Raw genomic sequence first — 22,245 nt, 5'->3', positions numbered from 1 at the left:
CCCATTTGCCGGACGCTCTAAAGTGACCTCATGACCGAAAGTGCCGTGCACCCCGCCCTCTGGCCCGCCCCTCACGCGAGCGGAGCCGTCGACGCCACCGTCACGGTGCCCGGATCGAAGTCGGTCACCAACCGCGCGCTGGTGCTCGCCGCGCTCTCCTCGGAGCCCGGGTGGCTGCGCCGCCCGCTGCGCTCCCGCGACACCCTGCTCATGGCCGAGGCGTTGCGCGCGATGGGCGTCGGCATCGAGGAGACGGTGTCCTCCAGCTCTTCCGTCGCCGGCGGCCCGGACGGTTCGGGCGAGGCCTGGCGGGTCATCCCGGCCGGTCTGCACGGCCCGGTCACCGTCGACGTCGGCAACGCCGGTACGGTCATGCGCTTCCTGCCCCCCGTGGCGACCCTGGCCAACGGGCCGGTCCGCTTCGACGGCGACCCCCGTTCCTACGAGCGCCCGCTGACGGGCGTGATCGACGCCCTGCGCGTACTCGGCGCCCGGATCGACGACGACGGCCGCGGCTCCCTGCCGATGACCGTGCACGGCAGCGGCGCGCTGGACGGCGGACCGGTGGCGATCGACGCCTCCTCGTCCTCCCAGTTCGTCTCGGCGCTGCTGCTGTCGGCGCCGCGTTTCAACCAGGGCGTGGAGGTACGTCACACCGGCGCCCGGCTGCCCTCGATGCCGCACATCCGGATGACCGTCGACATGCTGCGGGCCGTCGGCGCCCAGGTGGACGAGCCGGAGACGGGCGGCGAGCCGAACGTCTGGCGGGTCTCCCCCTCGGCGCTCCTGGGCCGCGACCTGACCGTGGAGCCGGACCTGTCCAACGCCCAGCCCTTCCTGGCCGCCGCCCTGGTCACCGGTGGCCGGGTCACCATTCCGGACTGGCCGCTGCGCACCACGCAGCCCGGTGACGCGCTGCGCGAGATCTTCACCGCGATGGGCGGCAGCTGCGAGCTGACCGAGCACGGGCTGACCTTCACCGGCTCGGGCCGGATCCACGGCATCGACGTCGACCTCGGCGAGGTCGGCGAGCTGACCCCGGGCATCGCGGCCGTCGCGGCCCTGGCCGACTCCCCCTCCACCCTGAGCGGCGTCGCCCACCTGCGGCTGCACGAGACGGACCGGCTGGCCGCGCTCACCAAGGAGATCAACGAGCTGGGCGGCGACGTCACCGAGACCGCCGACGGCCTCCACATCCGGCCCCGGCCGCTGCACGGCGGTACCTTCCATACGTACGACGACCACCGCATGGCCACCGCGGGGTCGATCATCGGCCTTGCCGTCCCCGGAGTGGAGATCGAGAACGTGGCGACGACCGCCAAGACCCTGCCCGACTTCCCGCAGATGTGGACCGGAATGCTCGGGGCCTGAGACATGCGCCGCTATGGCAAGAACCCCGACGAGGACGACATCCGGGTCCGCCCCAACCGCAAGGGCAACCGGCCTCGTACGCACATCCGGCCCAAGCACGAGGACGCCGAGGAGGGCATGGTCCTCACCGTGGACCGCGGCCGCCTCACCTGTCTCGTCGAGGGCCGTACGGTCGTCGCGATGAAGGCCCGTGAGCTGGGCCGCAAGGCCGCGGTGGTGGGCGACACCGTCTCCATCGTCGGCGATCTGTCCGGCGAGAAGGACACCCTCGCCCGGATCGTCCGGATCGGTGAGCGCCGGACGGTGCTGCGCCGGACGGCGGACGACGACGACCCGTTCGAGCGGGTGGTGGTGGCCAACGCGGACCAGCTGGCGATCGTCACCGCGCTGGCCGATCCGGAACCCCGCCCACGCATGATCGACCGCTGTCTGGTCGCCGCGTACGACGGCGGGCTCTCCCCCCTCCTGGTGCTGACCAAGTCGGACCTGGCCTCCCCGGACAAGCTGCTGGAGGCGTACACCCCGCTGGGGGTCCCGTTCATCGTCACCAGCCGCGAGGAACTGGAGAACGGCGACGCGGCCGACCGGGTCCGCGAGCAGCTGCACGACCGGGTCACCGCCTTCGTCGGCCACTCCGGTGTCGGCAAGACCACCCTGGTCAACGCCCTCGTCCCCAAGGACAGGCGGCGCACCACCGGGGTCGTCAACGCGGTCACCGGCCGCGGCCGGCACACCACCACGTCGGCGCTGGCGCTCCCGCTGCCGGACTACCGGGGCTGGGTGGTCGACACCCCCGGCGTCCGCTCCTTCGGGCTGCACCACATCGACCCGTCCCGGGTCATCAACGCCTTCCCCGACCTCCAGCCCGGCACCGAGGAGTGCCCGCGTGGCTGCACCCACGACAGCCAGCAACCGGAATGCGCGCTGGACGCCTGGGTGGCGGCGGGGCACGCCGATCCGGCACGGCTGGACTCGCTGCGCCGGCTGCTGTCGACCCGGGAGCGGCGCGAGGGCGACTGACGCCGTCCGCCGGAGAGGCACGGGGGTGCCGGGCAGGGGGCAACGCGAAGGCGACCGGTCCCGCCACGTTTGCGATCACCTGCCATTGGTAAGTGCATAATCACACCCAGCGGTACAAGGCGGTCACCTACGCGGGAGGGGCACTGACGATGGCGTGGCTGCTGGTCGTGGTCGCGGGACTTCTGGAGACCGGCTTCGCGGTCTGCCTCAAGCTGTCGCACGGCTTCACCCGGCTCTGGCCGACCATCGCCTTCTGCATCTTCGCCCTCGGCAGTTTCGGCCTGTTGACCATGTCGCTGAAGAAGCTCGACGTGGGCCCCGCCTACGCGGTGTGGACCGGCATCGGGGCCGCGGGCACCGCGATCTACGGCATGGTCTTCCTGGACGACGTGGTGTCCACGCTCAAGCTGGTCTCGATCTCGCTGGTGATCCTCGGCGTGATCGGCCTTCAGCTGTCCGGCTCCTCGCACTGACGGACCGCCCCGGTCAGGCGGCCGCGTCCGGCAGCCGTTCCACGACGTCCCGTACCAGCGGGACCCCATCTCCCGCACCGCCCCCGGGCACCAGCGCGTAGGACAGGGCGAGCCGCAGCGCGAGCTCGCAGGTCATGGCCAGGGCAGCCGGATCGTGCGGCGGGCGCCCCTCGTCCAGCGCGGCCACCGCCCGGTCCCTGACCTGTCCGAGGAGTTCGGCGGGGGTCGGTGGTCCGGCATCGGCCCTGCGCTGGGCGGGCACGGCGGAGGCAGGACGGCGCGGGGCGGCGACGGGGCGGGGTAACCACTCGCCCCAGCAGCCCGTGAGCAGCCCCCTGACCAGGGCGTTCGCCCGTGTGGCGCGGACCGTCCAGGCGGCGGTGGCGGCGAGCCTGTCGCCCGTGCCGCCGGCGGATCCCAGGGCGCGTTCGACCCCGGCGAGATAGCTGTCGGCGGCGCGCCGGACCAGGGCGCGGGCCAGTCCGTCCTTGCTGCCGAACTCGTTGTAGAGCGTCTGCCGGGACACCCCGGCGGCCGCCGCGACGTCGACCATCCGCACGGTGGCCCAGGGCCGTGCGGCGAGCGCCGCGTGGGCGGCGTCCAGCAGTGCTTCCCGCGCTGTCGGCATCGTCGCCTCCCACGCCAGGGCCGTGTCCGGTACTCCGGGCAGGGACCAGGGGCTCTGCGTTTCAGAGTTGAGGCGCTCCCCCGCACTGTCAAGGCTTCACGCAGCCTCCGGGGCCCTGTGGCTCCGTTCACCCGCGGTGGATACTGTGACGGCATGCCCGACTACCACGATGATCTGCGCCTTGCCCACGTGCTGGCGGACGCCGCCGACGCGACGACGATGGACCGGTTCAAGGCTCTGGACCTGAAGGTCGAGACCAAGCCGGACATGACGCCGGTGAGCGAGGCCGACAAGGCCGCCGAAGAGCTGATCCGCGGCCACCTCCATCGGGCACGGCCGCGCGACGCGATCCTGGGCGAGGAGTACGGGATCGAGGGGACCGGTCCGCGCCGCTGGGTGATCGACCCGATCGACGGCACCAAGAACTATGTGCGCGGCGTGCCGGTCTGGGCGACGCTGATCTCCCTGATGGAGGCCGGCGAGGACGGCTTCCAGCCGGTCGTCGGCGTGGTGTCGGCACCGGCGCTGCAGCGGCGGTGGTGGGCGGCGAAGGGTGCGGGTGCGTTCTCCGGCCGCAGCCTGACCTCAGCGACCAGGCTCAACGTCTCGAAGGTGGAGCGCATCGCGGACGCCTCGTTCGCGTACTCCTCGCTGACCGGGTGGGAGGAGCAGGGCCGGCTCGACGGTTTCATGGACCTGACCAGGGCCTGCTGGCGTACCCGTGGGTACGGTGACTTCTGGCCGTACATGATGGTCGCCGAGGGTTCGGTCGACATCTGCGCGGAGCCGGAGCTCTCGCTCTGGGACATGGCCGCGAACGCGATCATCGTCCAGGAGGCGGGGGGCCGGTTCACCAGCCTGGACGGAGTCAGCGGACCGGGCGGCGGTAATGCGGCGGCCTCGAACGGGACGCTCCACCACGAACTCCTGGGTTACCTGAACCAGCGTTACTGACCGCGCCTGCCGGGCCGCACGGCCCTGAGCAGCGCAGGAAACCGACGAGGGGCGTGCCGCACCACCGCACGCCCCTCGAACGATCTTCGCTCCCCCTCGTTGCCGCTCGCTCCCCCTTGTTGCCGCCCCCTATCGGTGCAACTCTGAGAGTCCCCCCACTTGTGAACTTGTGAATCGGCTCACAGAGTCGCTACACGAAGGAGGTGGCTCCCTTCATGCTCGTCCGTGACGCCATGAGCACGATGGTCCTCACCATCGGCCCGACCCACACCCTCCGCCAGGCCGCCCGGCTGATGTCGGCGCGCCGGATCGGAGCAGCCGTCGTCCACGACCCGGACACCTGCGGGCTCGGCATCATCACCGAGCGCGACATCCTCAACGCGGTGGGATCGGGGCAGGACCCCGATACGGAGACCGCCTCCACCCACACGACGACCGACGTGGTCTTCGCCGCCCCCACCTGGACCCTGGAGGAGGCAGCCGAGGCCATGACGCACGGGGGCTTCCGCCATCTGATCGTGCTGGACGACGACGGGCCGGTCGGCATCGTCTCGGTGCGCGACATCATCCGCTGCTGGACACCGGCCAGACGTCATCCGGTGGAGCTGGTGGGCTGAGGCGCCGGACGCACGACCGGCCGGTCCCCACGCGGGGCGCCGGCCGGTCTCGCGAGAGGCGCTAGGCGCGCAGTGCCTGGACGGCCGCTTCCAGCCGCTTGCCGAAGTCCCCGTCGGCCTGGCGGAAGTTGTTGATCGCACGCTCGGCGATGTCATCGCGCGAGACCTTCGCGATGAACCCGGCGAGGTTGTCGATCAGCCGGCTCTTCTCGTCCTCGGAGTAGAGCCGGTAGAGGTTCCCGGCCTGCACGAAGTCGTTGTCCTCGGCGTGGCTCGGCGCCTCGTGGGTTCCGGTGCCGCCCGCGACCTGGGTGGGCTCCCACAGGGGGCGGTCGGTCTGGGCCGGTCCGCCGAAGCTGTTCGGCTCGTAGTTCTTCGCACCCTTGTGGCGGCCGTCGTACAGGTACCCGTCGCGGCTGTTGGTACGCGCCTCCGTGGCGTGCGGGCGGTTGACCGGCAGGTGGTCGGCGTTGATGCCGACGCGGTAGCGGTGCGCGTCGCCGTACGCGAAGAGGCGGCCCTGAAGCATCTTGTCCGGGGAGGGGCCGATGCCGGGCACGAAGTGTGCGGGGCTGAAGATCGACTGCTCGGTCTCGGCGAAGATGTTCTCGGGGTTCCGGTTGAGCTCCAGCTTGCCGATCTCGACCGCCGGGTAGTCCGCGTGCGGCCACACCTTGGTGAGGTCGAACGGGTTGAAGCGGTACGCCGCGGCCTCGGCCGCCGGCATGATCTGGACCTGCACGGTCCAGGACGGGAAGTCACCGCGCTCGATGGACTCGCGCAGATCACGCTGGTGACTGTCCGGGTCCTCGCCGGCGAGCTTGTTGGCCTCGTCCTGGGTGAGGTTCTTGATGCCCTGGTCGGTCTTGAAGTGGTACTTGACCCAGAAGACCTCGCCGGCCTCGTTGTTCCACTGGTAGGTGTGCGAGCCGTACCCGTTCATGTGGCGCAGCGTGGCGGGTATGCCCCGGTCGCCGAAGAGCCAGGTCACCTGGTGGGTGGACTCGGGCGACAGACCCCAGAAGTCCCAGACGTTGTCCGCCTCCTGCGAGCCGGTGTAGGGGTCGCGCTTCTGGGTGTGGATGAAGTCGGGGAACTTGATGGCGTCCTTGATGAAGAACACCGGGGTGTTGTTGCCGACGAGGTCGTAGTTGCCGTCCTCGGTGTAGAACTTGAGCGCGAAACCGCGCGGGTCCCGCACCGCGTCGGCGGAGCCGAGGTTGCCCGCGACCGTGGAGAAGCGCAGGAAGGTCTCGGTCCGCTTTCCGACCTCGGAGAGGAACTTCGCCCGCGTCCACTGCGAGACGTCACGGGTCAGCGTGAACGTGCCGTACGCACCGGCGCCACGGGCGTGCACGATGCGCTCCGGAATGCGCTCACGGTTGAAGTGCGCGAGCTTCTCCAGCAGCGACTGGTCCTGCACCAGCACCGGACCACCGACGCCCGCGGTCTGGCTGTTCTGGTTGTCGGCGACCGGTGCGCCGGCCTCCGTGGTGAGCGGTCCCTGTGTCACGTGCGCCTCCTGCGTCGTTCCTGCGTATACGCCACGTCGTCGTGCCGTCATGGCGAGCACAGCCTGTCCCTGGCCTATCTCGATTTGATCCTACAATGGACTAAGTCCAAGTCAATGCAGCATCCATATTCACACCGATTCAGGACCTGGCCTCCGCCACTGCTAGGCTTGCGCCATGAGTGACCTGCTGGAACGACTCCGTGAACGCGGCTGGCGCATGACCGCACAGCGACGCGTCGTGGCCGAGGTCCTCGACGGGGACCACGTGCACCTGACGGCCGACGAGGTCCACGCGCGGGCCGTCGACAGGCTGCCCGAGATCTCCCGCGCCACCGTCTACAACACCCTCGGCGAGATGGTGACCCTCGGCGAGGTCATCGAGGTCTCCACCGACCGCCGGGCGAAGCGTTACGACCCGAACGCACACCGCCCCCACCACCACCTGGTCTGCGCGAAGTGCGGCGCCATCCGCGACGTGCACCCGGCGGGCGACCCGCTCGCGGACCTGCCGGCCGGCGAGCGCTTCGGTTTCGTGATCTCCGGCGTCGAGATGACGTACCGCGGCATCTGCCCGAACTGCGCCGCGACCGCCTGACCTGGACGACCCCCCTTCCGCCCTCACCGAACGTTCCGGTGGGGGCGCTTTCGTCACGCCCGGACCACCACTCCCCGGCCGGCCTGCCAGCCCGCTGTCATCGCGCACCCCCTTCCCCAATCTGACGGGTCGTCATATCGTCATCGGCGATCACAGCCGCCCCCGCGACGGCTGTGCACCTCGATGTGCACGAGGAGACACCCGTGGGAGACCCGCACCCGAACCCACCCCAGGCAACCGCGCCGTCCACCACCACTCCCAAACTCCGGGCCCACGCCCTGTCCCGTTCCTTCGGGCGCGGCACCCGGGCCCTGGCCGCCCTCGGCCCCGTAGATCTCGACATCGCGCCGGGCGAGTTCACCTGCATCGTCGGACCGTCCGGCTGCGGCAAGTCCACCCTGCTGAGGATCGCGGCCGGACTCCTGCGGCCCACCGCCGGTGAGCTGTCCATCCGGACGGCATCGCCCCGCCCGGCAGCGATGATCTTCCAGGACTACGGGATCCATGACTGGAAGACCGTCCTGGCCAACGTCCGCTTCGGCCTCGACATCCAGCGCGTGCCTCGCCGCGAGGCCGATGCCAGAGCGCGCGACTGGCTGGCCCGCCTCGGGCTTGCCGATTTCGCCGGCGCCTATCCCGCCGAGCTCTCCGGCGGGATGCGCCAGCGCGTGGCCATCGCCCGCGCGCTGGCCGTCGAGCCCGAGATCCTGCTGATGGACGAGCCGTTCGCCGCGCTCGACGCCCAGTTGCGCACGATCATGCAGGACGAACTGCTGGACCTCACCCAGACCACACGCACCACCACCCTGTTCATCACCCACAGCCTGGAGGAGGCGATCGTGCTCGGCGACCGGGTCCTCGTGATGTCCGCCAGACCGGGCCGGATCATCGCCGAACACCGCCCGCCGTTCGCCCGGCCGCGCACCGGCGACATCCGCTCGACCCCCGAGTTCACCGCGCTGAAGAGCGAGTTGTGGGAACTGCTGCGCGGCGAAGTACGCGGAGAGGCGGCGCAGGCATGAGCACGGTCCTGAAGTCCACGACCACCCCCGGGGACCAGGTCCTGGTCCGCAGGCCGGGGCCGCACGAACTCCATCCCGTACGCACCCACCGCCGGCGCCGCACCCTGGAGATCGCACTCGCCGCCGCCGTACCGCTGCTCCTGGTCCTGCTCTGGCAGCTGGCCGCGGCCAGGTCCTGGATCGACGACCGCGTCTACCCCGCGCCGTCCACCATCTTCGCGGACGGCTGGGACCGCGCGGCCGACGGCGATCTGTGGCCGGACGTGTGGGCCACACTCAAGCGGGTCCTGGGCGGCTACGCGATCGGCACGGCCGCGGGCTACGCCCTCGGCCTGCTGATGGGTTCGCTCGCGCTCGTCCGGGCAGCGCTGGAACCGCTGCTCGACGCCCTCTACGTCGTACCGAAACTGGCGCTGCTGCCGGTCTTCCTCAATATGTTCGGCCTCGGCGAAGGACCGCAGATCGCGCTGGTCGCCGCCACCGTCTTCTTCTTCGTCTGGATCTCCACGATGGCGGCCGTGCTCGCCGTCCCGTCCGGTCACCGGGACGCGGGGCAGGTGTTCGGCGCCTCGCCCTGGCAGATGTTCCGGCACATCCTGCTGCCCGCCTCGCTCCCCGCCGTCCTGGTCGGTGCGCGGATCGCGGCGGGGGTCGCCGTGCTGGTCATCGTCGCCTCGGAGCAGATCGCGGCGGCCGACGGGCTCGGGCACCTGATCTTCGACTCCCGCGCCCTGTTCCAGAACGACGTGATGTTCGTCGGCATCGTCTGCGTGGCGGTGCTCGGCGTCGTCTTCTCCGAAGTGGTGCGGATCGCGGGCCGACTGCTCACCCCGTGGGCCCCGCGCGACCGCGGCCGCAGTCAGTCGTGAACGGTTCCACCCGCTCCCCGTACGGAGGCACTGTGCGTACACGTACCCCTTTCACCTGCACCGTTGTACTCGTGGCTGCGTCCCTGCTCGGCGCGGCAGGCTGCGCCGGGAACGACCCGTCCGACGACGCCGCCGCGGACGCCGCACCGCGCACCGTCAAGCCGGTCGCCGGCTGCGGCGACGGCGGCTGGACCGACCCCTCGGATCTCGCGAGCGACCGCAAGCCCGCCCGCTGCGACAAGGGCGCACCGGCGCCGCAGCCGCTCGCGAAGAAGCGGAAGATCACCGTCGCCACCGGGACCCTGAGCGCGGAGTACGTCGCACCGCTCCAGGTCGCCGTCGCCAAGGGTGAGTTCGCGAAGGAGGGGCTCGATGTCTCCCTGAAGGTGCTGCCCACCCCGGACGCCCTGCCGCTGCTCGCCAAGGGCGACGTCGACGCACAGTGGGCCGCACCCGAGGCCGCGGTGATGAACGGCATCAACGGCGGCTTCGCCATCAAGTGGGTGGCGGGCAACTTCTCCCCCGACCCGGCCTCCAAGAGCGGGCTGTGGGTGCGCCTCAAGGACGGCGAGAGCGCCGATCACGTGGACATGGCAGGGCGGAAGCTCGGCACGATGATCGGCAAGGGGTCGGTGATCGCGTACCCGATGGGCACGTCGCTGAAGAAGCACGGCGGCGGGCTCGACAGGATCAGCTTCCAGCAGCTCGGCTCCGCGGACGTGCTCACCGCCCTGCAGAACGGCGGAGTGGACTCCGCCTGGCTGCTCGACCCGATCTGGCGGAAGGTGGACGGCGACAAGAAGTACGCCTTCCTCGGCGGCCAGCCCGTGGGCGAGCCACTCGGCGGGCTGTTGTTCGGTCCGAACCTGCTGAACAAGGACCCGGACGCGGGGGTCGCCTTCCTCCGGGCCTACATCCGCACGGTGAACACCTACTTCGCCGGCGACTACAAGGCCGACCCCGCCTTCGTCGCCGAACTGGCCGGGCTCATGAAGACCGACGAGGCCACCCTGCGCTCGACACCGTCGATGCGGATGGACTGGGAGATCAGGAAGGGCACGACGGACCGGCTGCAGAAGGCGTACGCCGACTCGGGGGTCTCGACCGGCGATCCGGTGCCGGAGGACAAGGCCGTGGACCGGGCGATGTACGGCGAGGCGGTGGGCCACAAGCCCTGAGCCCGGCGCGGTGCATGCACAGAGGGCCGGATCCTCGAAAGGATCCGGCCCTCTGTCTTCAGTAGCGGGGACAGGATTTGAACCTGCGACCTCTGGGTTATGAGCCCAGCGAGCTACCGAGCTGCTCCACCCCGCGTCGTTGTGATTGCAACTCTACGTCACGCCCTGGACCAGCGCAAATCCCTTTCCCGGGCCCTCCCAGGAGGACATCGAGCGGGCCCGGGCCGCGCCTCTATGCGGTCAGTTCCTGGTGCAGCGCCTCGCGCAGCCGTCCCGCGCGCTCCGCGACCTCCGCGGGCCCCAGCTCGACGGCGCGGGCGCACCACCGCTGCCCTTCGGTGAGCTCACCTCGGCGCGCGGCCAGCAGGGCGAGGCGCAGCGCGGCCCGCCCGTGCCCGTCGCCCGCGGCACGGCTCCACCACAGCGCGGCCTCACGCTCGCTGCCCTCACGGGCGAGCAGCAGTCCGAGGTTGAACGCCCCGTTGCGGCTGCCCGCCTCGGCCGCCTCCCGGTACCAGAGGGCGGCGCTCTCCACGTCTCCCCGGGCCGCGGCCAGCATGCCGACGCGGACCTGGGCGCGGCGGTGTCCCTGCTCGGCGGCGCGCTCGTACCACTCCTCGCACTCGGTCTTGTCCGGCATGGGCTCGCCGAGCGCGGGAGGCCCGGGCGGTGGCTGGCGCGCGTCCAGCAGCCCGGCCAGCCGGAAGGCCGCCTCCGCGCTGCCGCCGCCCGCCGCGCAGCGCAGATGGCGTTCGGCCTCGCGCTCCTGGCCGTGGTGCAGCAGCGCCATGCCGACCTGGAGGGCGGCCTCGGTGTGGCCGGCCGCGGCGGCGCGCTCGTACCAGAGCAGGGCAGTACGGTCCTCGTCGCGCCCGGCGTGCAGGATGCCGAGGTTGAAGGCGGCGTCGACGCTGCCGGCCTCGGCCGCCTTGGAGAACCAGGGCTCCGCGCCGGTCGCGTCGCCCGCCTGGAGCAGGAGCACGGCCAGGGCGTTGGCTGCCTCGCGGTGGCCCGCGTAGGCGGCACGCCGGTACCACTGCTCGGCCTGCGGCGTACGGTCCTGGGCGGCGCAGAGCAGCCCGAGGTTGTACGCGCCGTTGACGTCGCCCGCGTCCATCGCCGCGCGGTACCAGCGCTCGGCGGTCTGCTGCTCGCCCCGGGCAGCGTGCAGGGCGCCGAGCGCGTTGGCGGCGTTGCCGTCGCCGTCCTGGGCGGCCCGCAGCCACCACACGGCGGCGCTCTCCTGGTCGCCCGCGTCGCGCAGCAGGAAGCCGAGCGCGCAGGCGGCCCGGGCCTCGCCGGCCTTGGCGGAGATGAGGTACCAGCGGCCGGCCTCCTTGAGATCGCCGCGCTGCTCGAGGATGGCGCCGAGGTGAAGGGCCGCCCGGCGGTGTCCGCGTGCGGCGGACTGCCGGTACCACTGCTCGGCCTCGCCCATGCGTCCGGCGTCGGGGCCGGCGACCGGGCTGTCGTCCTTGCGCACGACGGACCGGCGCACGTCGGCACCCGCCTCGGACTCGGGTCCGGTACGGGGGCCCAGGCCGGGGCGGCCGAACGCGTCGTGCGCGGCCTCTGTCGCGTTGCGCTCCAGCATGCGCGCCAGCCGGTACGCCGCCTCGCGGTGCCCCTGCTCGGCCGCGGCGCGCAGCCAGCGCTCCGCGCCCACGTCGCTGCGGTGTTCCAGCAGGTCAGCCAGGGCGTACGCCCCCAGCGCGTGGCCCTGCTCGGCGGACTGGCGCAGCCAGTACTCGGCGCCGGGCTCGTCACCGCGCTCGCGGTAGTGGCGCCCGAGGGCGTGCGCCGCCGCGGCGGAACCGGCGACGGCGGCGATGCGCCACCAGCCGGCCGCCTCGTCCGCATAGCCACGCTGATGCAGGAGGACACCCAGGTTGTTGGCCGCCGCACGGTCGCCGTCCGCGGTGGCCCCACGCAGGTACCCCTCGGCTCCGCTCAGGTCGCCCCGGCGCAGCAGCAGCGCGCCGAGAACGCTCATCGACACGGTGTCCCCGGCATCGGCGGCACGGCGGTGGCGCGCCTCGCTCTCGGCGTTGTCCGCGCTCGCCGCGGTCTCCGCACTCTCGGCGTTCTCCACGCCGTCGGCGGTCTCTGCGGTCTCTGCACTGTCGACGGTCGCGGCACACTCCGCAGTCTCGGCGGTCTCGATGTGGTCGTTGTACTGCGCGGCGGCAGCGGCGAATGCCACATCCGCCACTTTTTCCGCCGGATGGACGCGCTGCTGCACAAACCGCCCTGTCTCCAACAGAGTTGCCCTGTCCCCCATAAATACCATCGTCGCACCACCCGCAACCCGCGTACACCTGGTAATTCGCGGCCCGTTGGGTCACTACAGCGTTTTGTCGACATGCCCACAGGGAGACAAGTCAAACACGCTCGTGCCCAACCAGCGCCCCACGAACCGCACTTCACGCAGCCTGCACAATAAAGTCACCGCGACATGACGAAGGCCCGGATCCCCTGGAGGATCCGGGCCTTCGTCTTTCAGTAGCGGGGACAGGATTTGAACCTGCGACCTCTGGGTTATGAGCCCAGCGAGCTACCGAGCTGCTCCACCCCGCGTCGTTGTGTTCAAACCGTACCACGACGCGGGGGTGAAGCTTTACCGAGTTACTCAGCCTCCGCTGTCGGCGCTCGCCGACGCCGCAGGCTTCTTCGGTTCATCCGTCGAGCTCGCGCCGCCGGACTTGGGCTGGGCGGCAGCTGCCCGCTCCAGTGCGTCCTGCAGCTCCTCCTGGGCCTTGCCGTAGGCGGTCCAGTCCTGCTCCTTCAGGGCCGTCTCGCCTGCGGTGTAGGCCTTCTGCGCATCGGCGATCGCCTTCTTCAGCGCCGCGTCACCGGTGGCCGGCGGCTCCGTGGTGTCACCCGGTGGCTCGGTCGTATCGGCCGGTGGCTCGGTCGTATCGGAGCCGTCCACCCCGAAGACCGCGTTGAGCGCCTCACCGAGGCTGTTCTCGAAGACGATCTTCGATCCGTACGAGGCGGCGACCTTGCGTAGCAGCGGGTAGTTCTGCGTGCCACCGCGCGTGTACACCGGCTCGATGTAGAGGAAGCCCCCTTCGAGCGGGACCGTGAGCAGGTTGCCGTACTCGATGTCGGAGTCGGTGCCCTTGAGGTTCCTCACGAACTCGGCGACGTCGTCGTTGCCGTTGAGCTCACTCTGTACCTGGCCCGGGCCCTTCACCGTGGTGGTGACTCTCAGCAGCCTTATCGTGCCGTAGTCCTTGCTGGCCGCATCGGCGTCCACCGCCATGAACGCCCCGAGGTCGGGTCGTCCCTTGGGGGTGAACGTCGTCGTCAGCGAGAACTTCTGAGCCGTCTGATCCGGCATCTTTATGCTCAGGTAGTACGGCGGAACGGCACCGGACTCCTTGTTGGTCGGATCATCCGGGACCTGCCAGGCGTCACTGCCGCTGTAGAACTGCGCGGGACTCGTGACGTGGTAGCGGGTGAGCAGTTCGCGCTGCACCTTGAACAGGTCCTGCGGGTAGCGCAGGTGGTCCATGAGGTCCTGCGGAATGTCCGCCTTGGACTTCACGGTCCCGGGGAACGCCTTGCGCCAGGTCTTGAGGACCGGGTCCTCGGTGTCCCACTCGTACAGCGTGACCTTGCCGTCGTACGCGTCGACGGTGGCCTTCACCGAGTTGCGGATGTAGTTGACCTGGTTCTGCTGGGCGACGACCGCGCGCTGGTTGGTGGTCAGCGAGTCGGCCGTGGTGTCACCGAGCGTCGTGCGCGAGGCGTACGGGTAGCCGTTGGTCGTGGTGTAGGCGTCGACGACCCACTGGATCTTTCCGCCGACCACGGCCGGGTAGGCGTCGCCGTCGATGGTCAGCCACGGGGCGACCGCCTCGACGCGCTCCTTCGGCGTGCGGTTGTAGAGGATCCGCGAACCGTCGCCGATGGCTCCCGAGTACAGGATCTGCGGCTCGCTGAAGGCCACCGCGTACGCGGCGCGGTTGAAGGCGTTGGAGAGACTGACGCCGCTCTTGCCCTTGTAGCTGGTGGTCTTCTCCCCGTCGTCCTCGTAGTCGAGCTCCTTCTGGGGCCCGCCGACGATGGAGTACTGCTCGGTCTTCTCGCCGTAGTAGATCTCCTGCTGGTACTTGCCCAGCTCTCCGGTGGTCGGCAGACCGGACTCCGTGAAGTCGGGAGATCCCTTCGGGTTGGTACCGGTGGTGGTGCCGCGGGCGGCGATCGCGCCGTAGCCGTGGGTGTAGGTGAAGTGGTCGTTGATCCAGTTGCGCTTGGGGATGCCCTGGAGGTTGAGCTCGCGCAGACCGATGACCGTGTCCTGCTCCTTGCCGGCCGCGTCCTTGTAGCGGTCGACGTCCAGCGTCTTGGGGAACTGGTAGTAGTTCCTCTTCTGCTGGAGCTGCTGGAAGGCCGGGGAGACGACGTTGGGGTCCATCACCCGGTAACTGGCCGCGGCGTCCGCGCTCGCGCGGAGCTTCGCGTCGTCGTCCGTGGTGGACTTGCCCGCGTAGTCGGTGACCTTCGCGTCATCGATGTCGTAGGCGTCGCGCGTGGCCTTGATGTTCTTCTGGATGAACGGGGCTTCCTTGGCCTGCTCGTTCGGCTGGACCTGGAACTTCTGCACGATCGCCGGGTAAAGCCCGCCGATCAGGATCGCGGAGAGGACCATCAGCCCGAACCCGATCACCGGGAGCTGCCAGGTGCGGCGCCAGAGCGTCGCGAAGAAGAGCACGGCACAGATCGCGGCGATGCAGAACAGGATGGTCTTCGCCGGAAGGTAGGCGTTCGCGTCGACGTACCGCAGGCCCGTCCAGTTGTCCGTTGCCTTGAAGTCGCTCGACTTCACGGCCAGCCCGTAGCGGTCGAGCCAGTACGCCACGGCCTTCAGCGCGACGAAGATGCCGAGCAGCACCGAGAGATGGCCGGTGGCCGCCCCGGTCGCCCGCGCGCCGGGGCTGGTGATGCGCAGCCCGCCGTACAGGTAGTGGGTCAGCGCGGCAGCGATCAGCGAGAGCACCGTGGCCGCGAAGCCGAAGCCCAGCAGGAAGCGGTACCACGGCAGGTCGAAGGCGTAGAAGGACACGTCCAGGTGGAACTGGGGGTCCTTCTGACCGAACGACACCCCGTTCACATACATCAGCCAGGTACGCCACTGGCCGGAGGCGGATGCTCCGGCGATCAGACCGACGAGCGCGGTGATCGCGAGCAGCACCCACTTCTTGTACGGGGCGAGACTCATCCGGTAGCGGTCCAGGCTCTGCTGTTCCAGCGACATCGCGCTCAGCGGCGGCCGGAGCCGGTGCGCGAGCCAGATGTTCACACCGATGGCGATGGCCATCAGCAGTCCGAAGACGAGGAACAGCCCGATCTTGGTCCACAGGGTGGTGGTGAAGACGGATGAATACGCGACCGACCTGTACCAGAGCCAATCCGTCCAGAACCCCGCGAACATGACGAACGCCATGGCGAGGACCGCCAGGACGCCCAGTGTCATGAGCAGGGTTCGGGCGCGCCGGGACGGGCGGCCGACTCTGATCCGTGGCCCGGTCGGGCCTCCGCCGCGGTCCGGCATCTGGAAAGCCAACGTGCGCACCTCGAAGTTCGCGGTCGTGTGGAGCGGGCCCAGCGATCGTAGAGCCCACCTATGCAACTTACTGAGGCTTTACCTAGTTCCCGTTCCGGGGGCGGAAGGAGGCAGGATGTTGTCCATGCCCAACGTTTCCCCCTCAGGCCCTCCGATGGCCGCGAGCCCGCTCACCGTCGCCGTGCTCGAAATCGACGAATACGTCTCCGGTCTCGGCTGGGACCAGCCCGCCCGGCTCTTCGCCCTCGTCGACACCGCACGGCTGCGGGTCCAGGAGCCCGGACTCGCCGCTCAGCTCGGCCTCGACGACGGCTCGAAGGCCGCCGCACTCACCCCTATCGAGCAGGAGGAGCTTCCCGCAGGTACCGCACTGGACGAGTTCCTCGCCACGATCGCCTGGCCCGACGCGGTCGTCGGGTGCGCGATGACGGTCGAGCGGCTGATGCTGCCGCCGTCCGCCGAGACCTCCGTACCGGAAGGCCTCAACGATGCCCAGCTGACCAAGTGGGTCGCCAAGCACCCCGACCGGCAGGAGGTGCGGATGACCGTGGCGGTCCTGCGGGACGGCGCCCGCGAGTCGGCCGTACGCCTGCGCGAGAAGGACTCGCCGAACGACGTGCTGACCGGCGCCGGCCTGGTGCCGGGGCTGGCCGAGGCGCTGGCCGCGACCTTCGAGTCCTGACCCGGCCGTCCCGCACCGACGGGGAGGCGGTCAGCCTGTCGAGCAGCTCGGCAGTCCGGCCGCGTCCCCGGTGCGGATCTTCTCCAGCGACTTCTTGGCGTCGCCGATGGTCTTGACCCTGACCAGCGTGAGTCCGTCCGGGGTGTCGGAGGCGGCCGCCTCGCAGTTGTCGTCGGGCGTCAGGAAGTAGCGTGCGCCCGCGTCGCGTGCGCCGACGAGCTTCATGTTGATCCCGCCGATCGGTCCGACCTTGCCCTTGTCGTCGATCGTCCCGGTGCCGGCAATGAACTTGCCGCCGGTCAGCTGCCCCGGGGTCAGCTTGTCGACGATGCCGAGGGAGAACATCAGACCGGCGCTCGGACCGCCCACGTCCGCGAGCTTGATGTCGATCTCGAACGGGAAGGTGTGGTCCGTCCCCGCCTGGATGCCGACGATCGCCCGGTTCTCCTTGGGCGCCTTCTCCGTGGTGATGGTGATCTTCTCGGTGCCCTCGGGCTCCTTGCCGGCCTTCTCGGCCGCCGCCGCGGTCTTGGCCGGGATGACCGTGAAAGTGACGTCCTGGCCGGGCTTGTGCTTGGTGACAAGCTTCGCCACGTCCTCGGGCTGCTCGACCGCCGTGCCGTCGACCGCCTTGATCACGTCGCCCGCGTGCAGCTCGCCCTGTGAGGGACTGTCCTTGAGGACCGTGGAGACGACGACCCGCGAGGACACCGGGATGCCCAGCTCGGTGAGGGCCGCGACCTTGGCGCTCTCCTGGGACTGGCTGAACTCCTCGGCGTTCTCCTGCGTCGACTGCTCCTCGGTCTTTCCGTCCGGGTAGAGCGTGTCGTGCGGGACGACCACACTGTCGTGCCCCAGCCATCCGGAGAGGGCCTCGACGAGGTTCATGTTGTAGTCGGCGCCGGTGACCCTGACCGTCGTCATGTTGAGATTGCCGGACGTCTCGTACGTCTTGTGCCCGGTGATCTGCAGAACGGGCTCCCCGTCGACCTTGCCGAGTGTGTTCACGGTCGGCCCGGGGGACATCTCCGAGTACGGCACTTTGATCAGCAGGCCTGCGCAGATCAGCGCGATCAGGATCAGGGTGGAGGCGAGCATCGTCGCGGTGCGGCGTGGCATGGAACGACAGTACGGGAAGGGCCTGTCAGTGCACCGTCGGGGCCGGTCCGTACGGGGGCCGCGGCCGGGCGTGGCGAGGGCGCCGGGCGGCGGAGCCGGAGGCTACCGGTCAGCGGATTGGCGACTGCGTACGACCGGCGTGGCGTCAGACGTTCGATATCTGCTCGACCGGCTCCGAAGCGGAGTGCGAGCGCTCCATCGCCTCACGGAACCGGGCATAGCCGGCGAGTTCGGTGACATCGCCGGTCGTGCGATTACGGGCAGCCCAGCTTCCCCATATCGCAGCACCGAGCGCAGCAAAAAGCGGAATCAACAACCAGGCGAGTGCTGCCATGACGACCTCCCTGCCCCATGCGACCGCAACGGAACGATCAGCAGATTAACCATCTGCAGGACCAACGCTCATGGCAGGGGTGGGGTTACGCAAATCGGGGTGGAAGCCCGCCCGGGCGGTTTGAGCCCGGCAGACGTCTCAGCAGGCGCCGACCCACTCCTCCGTACCGTCGGAGAACTGCTGGTGCTTCCAGATCGGAACCTCGTGCTTGAGGTCGTCGATGAGCTTGCGGCAGGCCTCGAAGGCCTCCGCGCGGTGCGGGCAGGAGACGGCCACCACCACCGCGAGATCGCCCACCGCCAGTTCACCCACCCGGTGGACGGCGGCCAGGGCCCGGACCGGGAACCCGGCGACTACCTTCTCCGCCACCCGGCGCATCTCGTCCTGCGCCGAGGGGTGGCACGAATAGCCCAGCGCCCCGACGTCCTGGCCGCTGTCGTGATTGCGCACGGTGCCGACGAAGAGCGCGGTGCCGCCCGCCGCGTCGTCGCCGACTGCGCGGAAGACCTCGTCCACGGACAGCGGTGTGTCGCGGATCTCCAGCAGCCGGATGGGGTCCTGTGCCGCCTGCTCGCCGGGGTGGTCGTACGTGGGTGCCATGACAGCCATCGTGCCGTACCGCCACGCCATCGCGGAATGCGGCTTTCACCCGGCGGGGCGTCGGCGGCCTTGGAGCCTCCTACAGGCGCCGGGTGCCCGCCACCGTCGTGTGACGCCGTGCACGGCCCGGTGTCTTCCTGGCTCGGCCCTTCCGCTTCTCTTCCGACGCCCCCTCGCTGCTCTCCGGCGCCCCCTCGCTTCTCTTCCGGCGCCCTTCCCGGCGAGCGGTGCCGGTCACGGTCAGGAGGACTAGAAGCGGCGGCGGGCCTTGCGGGCACGGCGTACCAGGGCTGCGGTGCCGAGCAGCGCCACGGTCGCACCGGCGGCTCCGGCCGCGGTCGCGTCCTTGCGGCCGAGCCGGCGGCCGGCCACGGTGTGGCGTCCCTCGACCTCTTCGAGGAGTGCGGCGAGCACCTCCTCGTTCGTCCAGCTCGGGCGCCAGCCCGCATCGTGGAGCCTGCTCACACTCACCACCCAGGGGTGCATCGTGTACGCCAGGTCGCCCGCCGGTGACGGGGTCAGACCGATCCGGTGCAGCCGGGCGGCGGCCCCGAGCGCGACGGCCGAGGGAAGCTCCATTCGGCGGACTCCGCTGAGCTCCTCGACCTCCGCCTGCTCGAGCCAGCCGTCGCAGCCGACCGCGAACTCTCCGTCGATCTTCTCCAGCGCGGCGTACTCCAGCGCCGTGACCAGGTCGTCGACATGGCAGAACTGCCAGGTGGGGCGCGACCCGGCGACGACCAGGAGGCGCGGCGACTCGAAGTAGCGGGTCAGGGCCGTGTCCGTACCGCCCACGAGCACGGTGGGACGGACCACGGTGACCTGGAGTCCGGGGTGGGCGCGGGGCGCGCGGCGGCCGAGCCGTTCGATCTCCAGCAGGTCGCCGACGCCGGTCGCCTCGGCCGTGGCACGCAGCTCGGCGTCCTCGGCGAGCGGGACGTCGTTGTCGGGCAGCGCGCCGTAGACCATCGCCGAGGTGCACAGCACCACCCGGTGGACGCCGACGGCCGCGGCCGCGGTCAGCACGGTCTGGGTGCCGCGCACGTTGTACGCGGTACGGGCGGCGGAATCGGTCTCCAGGTCGAGATCGAGCGCCAGGTGAACCACCACGTCGGCGCCGCGCAGCTTCTCCGCGATCGCCGGGTCGCGCACGTCGAGGACGTGCCACGTCGCTTCGGACACCTCGCCGCGGCGCTCGTCGATGGCGATGACCTGCTTGATCTCCTCGGAGGCCGCCAGGCGTGCGGTGAGCAGCTCACCGACACCCGTCGCGGCTCCGGTGACGGCCACGACGGGGCCGCGGCTTCTGGAGCGGCTGCGGACGGCCTTGTCCTCGGGCTTGTCCTCGGGCTTGTCCTCGGGCTTGTTCTCAGGCTTGTTCTCAGGCTTGTTCTCAGGCGAAGGGTCGGCCAGGTTTCGCGCTGCGCGAACCTGCGGATCTGGGGAACTCACCGGGCGTCTCCAGCGGTTGTCTTCAGTACGTACCCGAATGACGCGTACGTACCAGGTGGCGTCCATCCTGCCGCAGGCCGGGAGCAGGCGGAGCACTGAGGCCCTGAGCGGACTTGGTGTCTACGCTGGATGGTGATGTCGGGCAGTCGCCGTCGGTTCGAGCCGGCGGCCCTACGAGCCGAGGAAACCCGTGAGTGACACCCCATTCGGATTCGGCGTTCCGCCGGAGGAGCCGGACGACGGCGACAAGGGCAAGAAGAACGACCCCACCGGAGGTGGGCAGGGCTCGGGCGGTCCGGCGAACCCGTTCGGCTTCGGCCCCGGCGCGGGCGGTGACAATCCCTTCGCAGCCATGTTCGGCTCCATGAACCCGAACGACCTGGGCGCCGCCTTCCAGCAGCTCGGCCAGATGCTGAGCTACGAGGGCGGTCCCGTGAACTGGGACATGGCCAAGCAGATCGCCCGCCAGACGGTCTCGCAGGGCACGTCCGACGGCACCAAGGACGCAAGCGTCGGCCCGTCCGAGCGTGCCGCGGTCGACGAGGCGCTGCGCCTGGCGGACCTCTGGCTGGACGGCGTGACGTCGCTGCCCTCCGGTTCCGTCTCCACCGTGGCGTGGAGCCGCGCCGAATGGGTGGAGGCCTCCCTCCCCGCCTGGCAGAAGCTGGTCGACCCGGTGGCCGAGCGTGTCGGCCTCGCCATGGGCGACGTGCTGCCCGAGGAGATGCAGGCGATGGCGGGCCCGCTGATCGGCATGATGCGGTCGATGGGCGGTGCGATGTTCGGGCAGCAGATCGGACAGGCCGTCGGGGTGCTCGCCGGCGAGGTGGTGGGTTCCACCGACATCGGGCTGCCGCTCGGTCCGGCCGGCAAGGCTGCGCTGCTTCCGCTGAACGTGGAGCGGTTCGGTAAGGACCTGAGCGTGCCGCAGGACGAGGTGCGGCTGTACCTGGCCCTGCGCGAGTCCGCGCACCAGCGGCTCTTCGCCCATGTGCCGTGGCTGCGCTCGCATCTGTTCGGTGCGGTCGAGGCCTATGCGCGCGGTATCAAGGTCGACACCAGCAAGCTGGAGGACGTGGTCGGCCAGTTCGACCCGTCGAACCCGGAGCAGCTGCAGGACGCCCTTCAGCAGGGCATGTTCCAGCCGGAGGACACCCCGGAGCAGAAGGCCTCCCTGGCCCGCCTGGAGACGGCGCTCGCGCTCGTCGAGGGCTGGGTGGACGCCGTGGTCCACGAGGCCGCGAAGTCCCGGCTGACCTCCGCCGACGCGCTGCGCGAGACGATGCGCAGGCGCCGTGCCTCCGGCGGTCCCGCCGAGCAGACCTTCGCGACGCTCATCGGGCTCCAGCTGCGTCCGCGCCGGCTGCGTGACGCCTCGCGGCTGTGGGCCTCGCTCACGGACGCGCGGGGGCTCGACGGCCGCGACGCGCTGTGGGAGCACCCCGACATGCTGCCCACCGCCCACGACCTGGACGATCCGGACGGATTCGTTCACCACGAGCAGCTGGACTTTTCCGAGCTGGACAAGATGCTCGGCGAGGCGGCGAACGGGCAGCAGAAGCCCGGCACCGACATCACCGACGGCGACAGCCGGTCCGAGGGCGACGGGTCCGCGGGCGACGACAGCAAGGACGACACCGACAAGTGAGCCTGCACGACGACGCCCTCCGCGTACTCAAGGACTACGGTCCCGGGGCGGACGCCGCCCAGGAGGAACTGCGCCAGGCGTATCTGGACCACTTGGCCCTGCATCCCGACGGCATGTGGAAGGCCTGCGGCGCCGGGCATCTGACGGCCAGCGCCCTGGTCGTCGACCCGGAACGCGGCAGGGTGCTGCTCACGCTGCACCGGAAGCTGCGTATGTGGTTGCAGATGGGTGGCCACTGCGAGCCCGGCGACGCCTCCGTCGCCGCCGCCGCGCTGCGTGAGGCGACGGAGGAGTCCGGCATCGCCGGGCTGACCCTGCTGGCGGGCGGCCCGGTGGTCCTGGACCGTCATCCGATCCCCGCACCGTGTCACTGGCACCTGGACGTCCAGTACGCGGCGCTGGCACCGTCGGGCGCGGCGGAGCGGATCAGCGAGGAGTCACTCGATCTGCGCTGGTTCCGCTTCGACGAGGTCGCCGAGGTCGCCGACTCCTCGGTCGTCCGCCTGATGGAACGTACGCGCGCCGCACTGGACGCCGGGCGGTAAACGGAAGCGGGACGGTACGGGTAAGGGGCGGCCTCATGGGAGGCCGCCCC

Annotated in this window: 20 protein-coding genes and 2 tRNA genes; 12 read left to right on the top strand and 10 right to left on the bottom strand. The window is 70.3% G+C overall.

Annotated elements, in window-relative coordinates:
* Positions 1 to 30 precede the first annotated feature (30 nt).
* From aroA to OG446_RS25685, 3 genes are all read left to right on the top strand, one after another.
* The gene (aroA, locus tag OG446_RS25695; protein ID WP_328896244.1) at positions 31 to 1,371 is read left to right on the top strand and encodes a 3-phosphoshikimate 1-carboxyvinyltransferase; all 1,341 of its coding nucleotides are present in this window, start codon (positions 31 to 33) and stop codon (positions 1,369 to 1,371) included.
* A 3-nt stretch (positions 1,372 to 1,374) separates the two neighbouring features.
* Positions 1,375 to 2,391 (top strand): ribosome small subunit-dependent GTPase A, encoded by a 1,017-nt coding sequence (gene rsgA / locus OG446_RS25690; RefSeq protein WP_328896243.1) that lies wholly within the window; start codon positions 1,375 to 1,377, stop codon positions 2,389 to 2,391.
* A 149-nt stretch (positions 2,392 to 2,540) separates the two neighbouring features.
* Positions 2,541 to 2,864, top strand: a complete 324-nt coding sequence (locus OG446_RS25685) for a DMT family transporter (protein ID WP_124716491.1) — start codon at positions 2,541 to 2,543, stop codon at positions 2,862 to 2,864.
* A 13-nt stretch (positions 2,865 to 2,877) separates the two neighbouring features.
* On the opposite strand, the gene OG446_RS25680 is transcribed toward OG446_RS25685, so the two are convergent.
* A complete protein-coding gene (locus OG446_RS25680) occupies positions 2,878 to 3,492 on the bottom strand; it encodes a TetR/AcrR family transcriptional regulator (RefSeq protein ID WP_328896242.1) in 615 nt (204 codons plus the stop codon).
* Positions 3,493 to 3,645: 153 nt separating this feature from the next.
* On the opposite strand from OG446_RS25680, the gene hisN reads away from it, so the two are divergent.
* Entirely contained in the window at positions 3,646 to 4,446 is an 801-nt protein-coding gene (gene hisN / locus OG446_RS25675) for a histidinol-phosphatase (protein WP_148020630.1), read from the top strand.
* A 215-nt stretch (positions 4,447 to 4,661) separates the two neighbouring features.
* Positions 4,662 to 5,063 carry a CBS domain-containing protein gene (locus OG446_RS25670; protein WP_326658058.1) on the top strand — a complete coding sequence of 134 codons (402 nt, stop codon included), beginning with the start codon at positions 4,662 to 4,664 and terminating at the stop codon, positions 5,061 to 5,063.
* Positions 5,064 to 5,124: 61 nt separating this feature from the next.
* Here the strand turns inward: OG446_RS25670 and OG446_RS25665 are convergent, their stop codons facing one another.
* Entirely contained in the window at positions 5,125 to 6,576 is a 1,452-nt protein-coding gene (locus OG446_RS25665; RefSeq protein WP_328896241.1) for a catalase, read from the bottom strand.
* 175 nt (positions 6,577 to 6,751) lie between these two features.
* On the opposite strand from OG446_RS25665, the gene OG446_RS25660 reads away from it, so the two are divergent.
* The 4 genes from OG446_RS25660 to OG446_RS25645 all read left to right on the top strand — a co-directional run bounded on the left by OG446_RS25660 (position 6,752) and on the right by OG446_RS25645 (position 10,240).
* A complete protein-coding gene (locus OG446_RS25660) occupies positions 6,752 to 7,171 on the top strand; it encodes a Fur family transcriptional regulator (RefSeq protein ID WP_328896240.1) in 420 nt (139 codons plus the stop codon).
* 203 nt (positions 7,172 to 7,374) lie between these two features.
* Entirely contained in the window at positions 7,375 to 8,193 is an 819-nt protein-coding gene (locus tag OG446_RS25655) for an ABC transporter ATP-binding protein (RefSeq protein WP_328896239.1), read from the top strand.
* The gene (locus OG446_RS25650; RefSeq protein WP_328896238.1) at positions 8,190 to 9,062 is read left to right on the top strand and encodes an ABC transporter permease; all 873 of its coding nucleotides are present in this window, start codon (positions 8,190 to 8,192) and stop codon (positions 9,060 to 9,062) included. The genes OG446_RS25655 and OG446_RS25650 overlap by 4 nt, the downstream gene beginning before the upstream one ends.
* A gap of 71 nt (positions 9,063 to 9,133) precedes the next feature.
* Complete coding sequence (locus tag OG446_RS25645) at positions 9,134 to 10,240, top strand: ABC transporter substrate-binding protein (protein ID WP_328896237.1); 1,107 nt, start codon at positions 9,134 to 9,136, stop codon at positions 10,238 to 10,240.
* A 62-nt stretch (positions 10,241 to 10,302) separates the two neighbouring features.
* Here OG446_RS25645 and OG446_RS25640 read toward each other — a convergent pair.
* The 4 genes from OG446_RS25640 to OG446_RS25625 form a co-directional block, all read right to left on the bottom strand.
* Positions 10,303 to 10,376 (bottom strand) — tRNA-Met (locus OG446_RS25640).
* A gap of 96 nt (positions 10,377 to 10,472) precedes the next feature.
* The gene (locus OG446_RS25635; protein ID WP_328896236.1) at positions 10,473 to 12,530 is read right to left on the bottom strand and encodes a tetratricopeptide repeat protein; all 2,058 of its coding nucleotides are present in this window, start codon (positions 12,528 to 12,530) and stop codon (positions 10,473 to 10,475) included.
* A 213-nt stretch (positions 12,531 to 12,743) separates the two neighbouring features.
* Positions 12,744 to 12,817, bottom strand: a tRNA-Met gene (locus OG446_RS25630).
* 52 nt (positions 12,818 to 12,869) lie between these two features.
* Positions 12,870 to 15,803, bottom strand: a complete 2,934-nt coding sequence (locus tag OG446_RS25625; RefSeq protein ID WP_328898412.1) for a UPF0182 family membrane protein — start codon at positions 15,801 to 15,803, stop codon at positions 12,870 to 12,872.
* A 127-nt stretch (positions 15,804 to 15,930) separates the two neighbouring features.
* Here OG446_RS25625 and OG446_RS25620 point away from each other — a divergent pair, with 127 nt between their 5' ends.
* Positions 15,931 to 16,497 carry a PPA1309 family protein gene (locus OG446_RS25620; RefSeq protein WP_261991700.1) on the top strand — a complete coding sequence of 189 codons (567 nt, stop codon included), beginning with the start codon at positions 15,931 to 15,933 and terminating at the stop codon, positions 16,495 to 16,497.
* Between the two features lie 30 nt (positions 16,498 to 16,527).
* Here the strand turns inward: OG446_RS25620 and OG446_RS25615 are convergent, their stop codons facing one another.
* The 4 genes from OG446_RS25615 to OG446_RS25600 form a co-directional block, all read right to left on the bottom strand.
* Positions 16,528 to 17,616 carry a YlbL family protein gene (locus OG446_RS25615; protein WP_328896235.1) on the bottom strand — a complete coding sequence of 363 codons (1,089 nt, stop codon included), beginning with the start codon at positions 17,614 to 17,616 and terminating at the stop codon, positions 16,528 to 16,530.
* A gap of 145 nt (positions 17,617 to 17,761) precedes the next feature.
* Complete coding sequence (locus OG446_RS25610) at positions 17,762 to 17,950, bottom strand: hypothetical protein (protein ID WP_148020620.1); 189 nt, start codon at positions 17,948 to 17,950, stop codon at positions 17,762 to 17,764.
* A gap of 138 nt (positions 17,951 to 18,088) precedes the next feature.
* Positions 18,089 to 18,550, bottom strand: a complete 462-nt coding sequence (locus OG446_RS25605; protein ID WP_328896234.1) for a molybdenum cofactor biosynthesis protein MoaE — start codon at positions 18,548 to 18,550, stop codon at positions 18,089 to 18,091.
* A gap of 249 nt (positions 18,551 to 18,799) precedes the next feature.
* Complete coding sequence (locus OG446_RS25600) at positions 18,800 to 20,002, bottom strand: SDR family oxidoreductase (RefSeq protein ID WP_328896233.1); 1,203 nt, start codon at positions 20,000 to 20,002, stop codon at positions 18,800 to 18,802.
* A gap of 190 nt (positions 20,003 to 20,192) precedes the next feature.
* Between OG446_RS25600 and OG446_RS25595 the strand changes: the two genes are divergently transcribed.
* Positions 20,193 to 21,650, top strand: a complete 1,458-nt coding sequence (locus OG446_RS25595; protein ID WP_328896232.1) for a zinc-dependent metalloprotease — start codon at positions 20,193 to 20,195, stop codon at positions 21,648 to 21,650.
* Positions 21,647 to 22,195 (top strand): NUDIX hydrolase, encoded by a 549-nt coding sequence (locus tag OG446_RS25590; protein WP_328896231.1) that lies wholly within the window; start codon positions 21,647 to 21,649, stop codon positions 22,193 to 22,195. The genes OG446_RS25595 and OG446_RS25590 overlap by 4 nt, the downstream gene beginning before the upstream one ends.
* The last annotated feature ends 50 nt before the right edge of the window (positions 22,196 to 22,245 follow it).

The organism is Streptomyces sp. NBC_00236, assembly GCF_036195045.1.
Classification (GTDB): domain Bacteria; phylum Actinomycetota; class Actinomycetes; order Streptomycetales; family Streptomycetaceae; genus Streptomyces.
The sequence above is the reverse complement of the archived record's forward strand: the minus strand, read 5'-3'. Positions and strand labels throughout refer to the sequence as shown.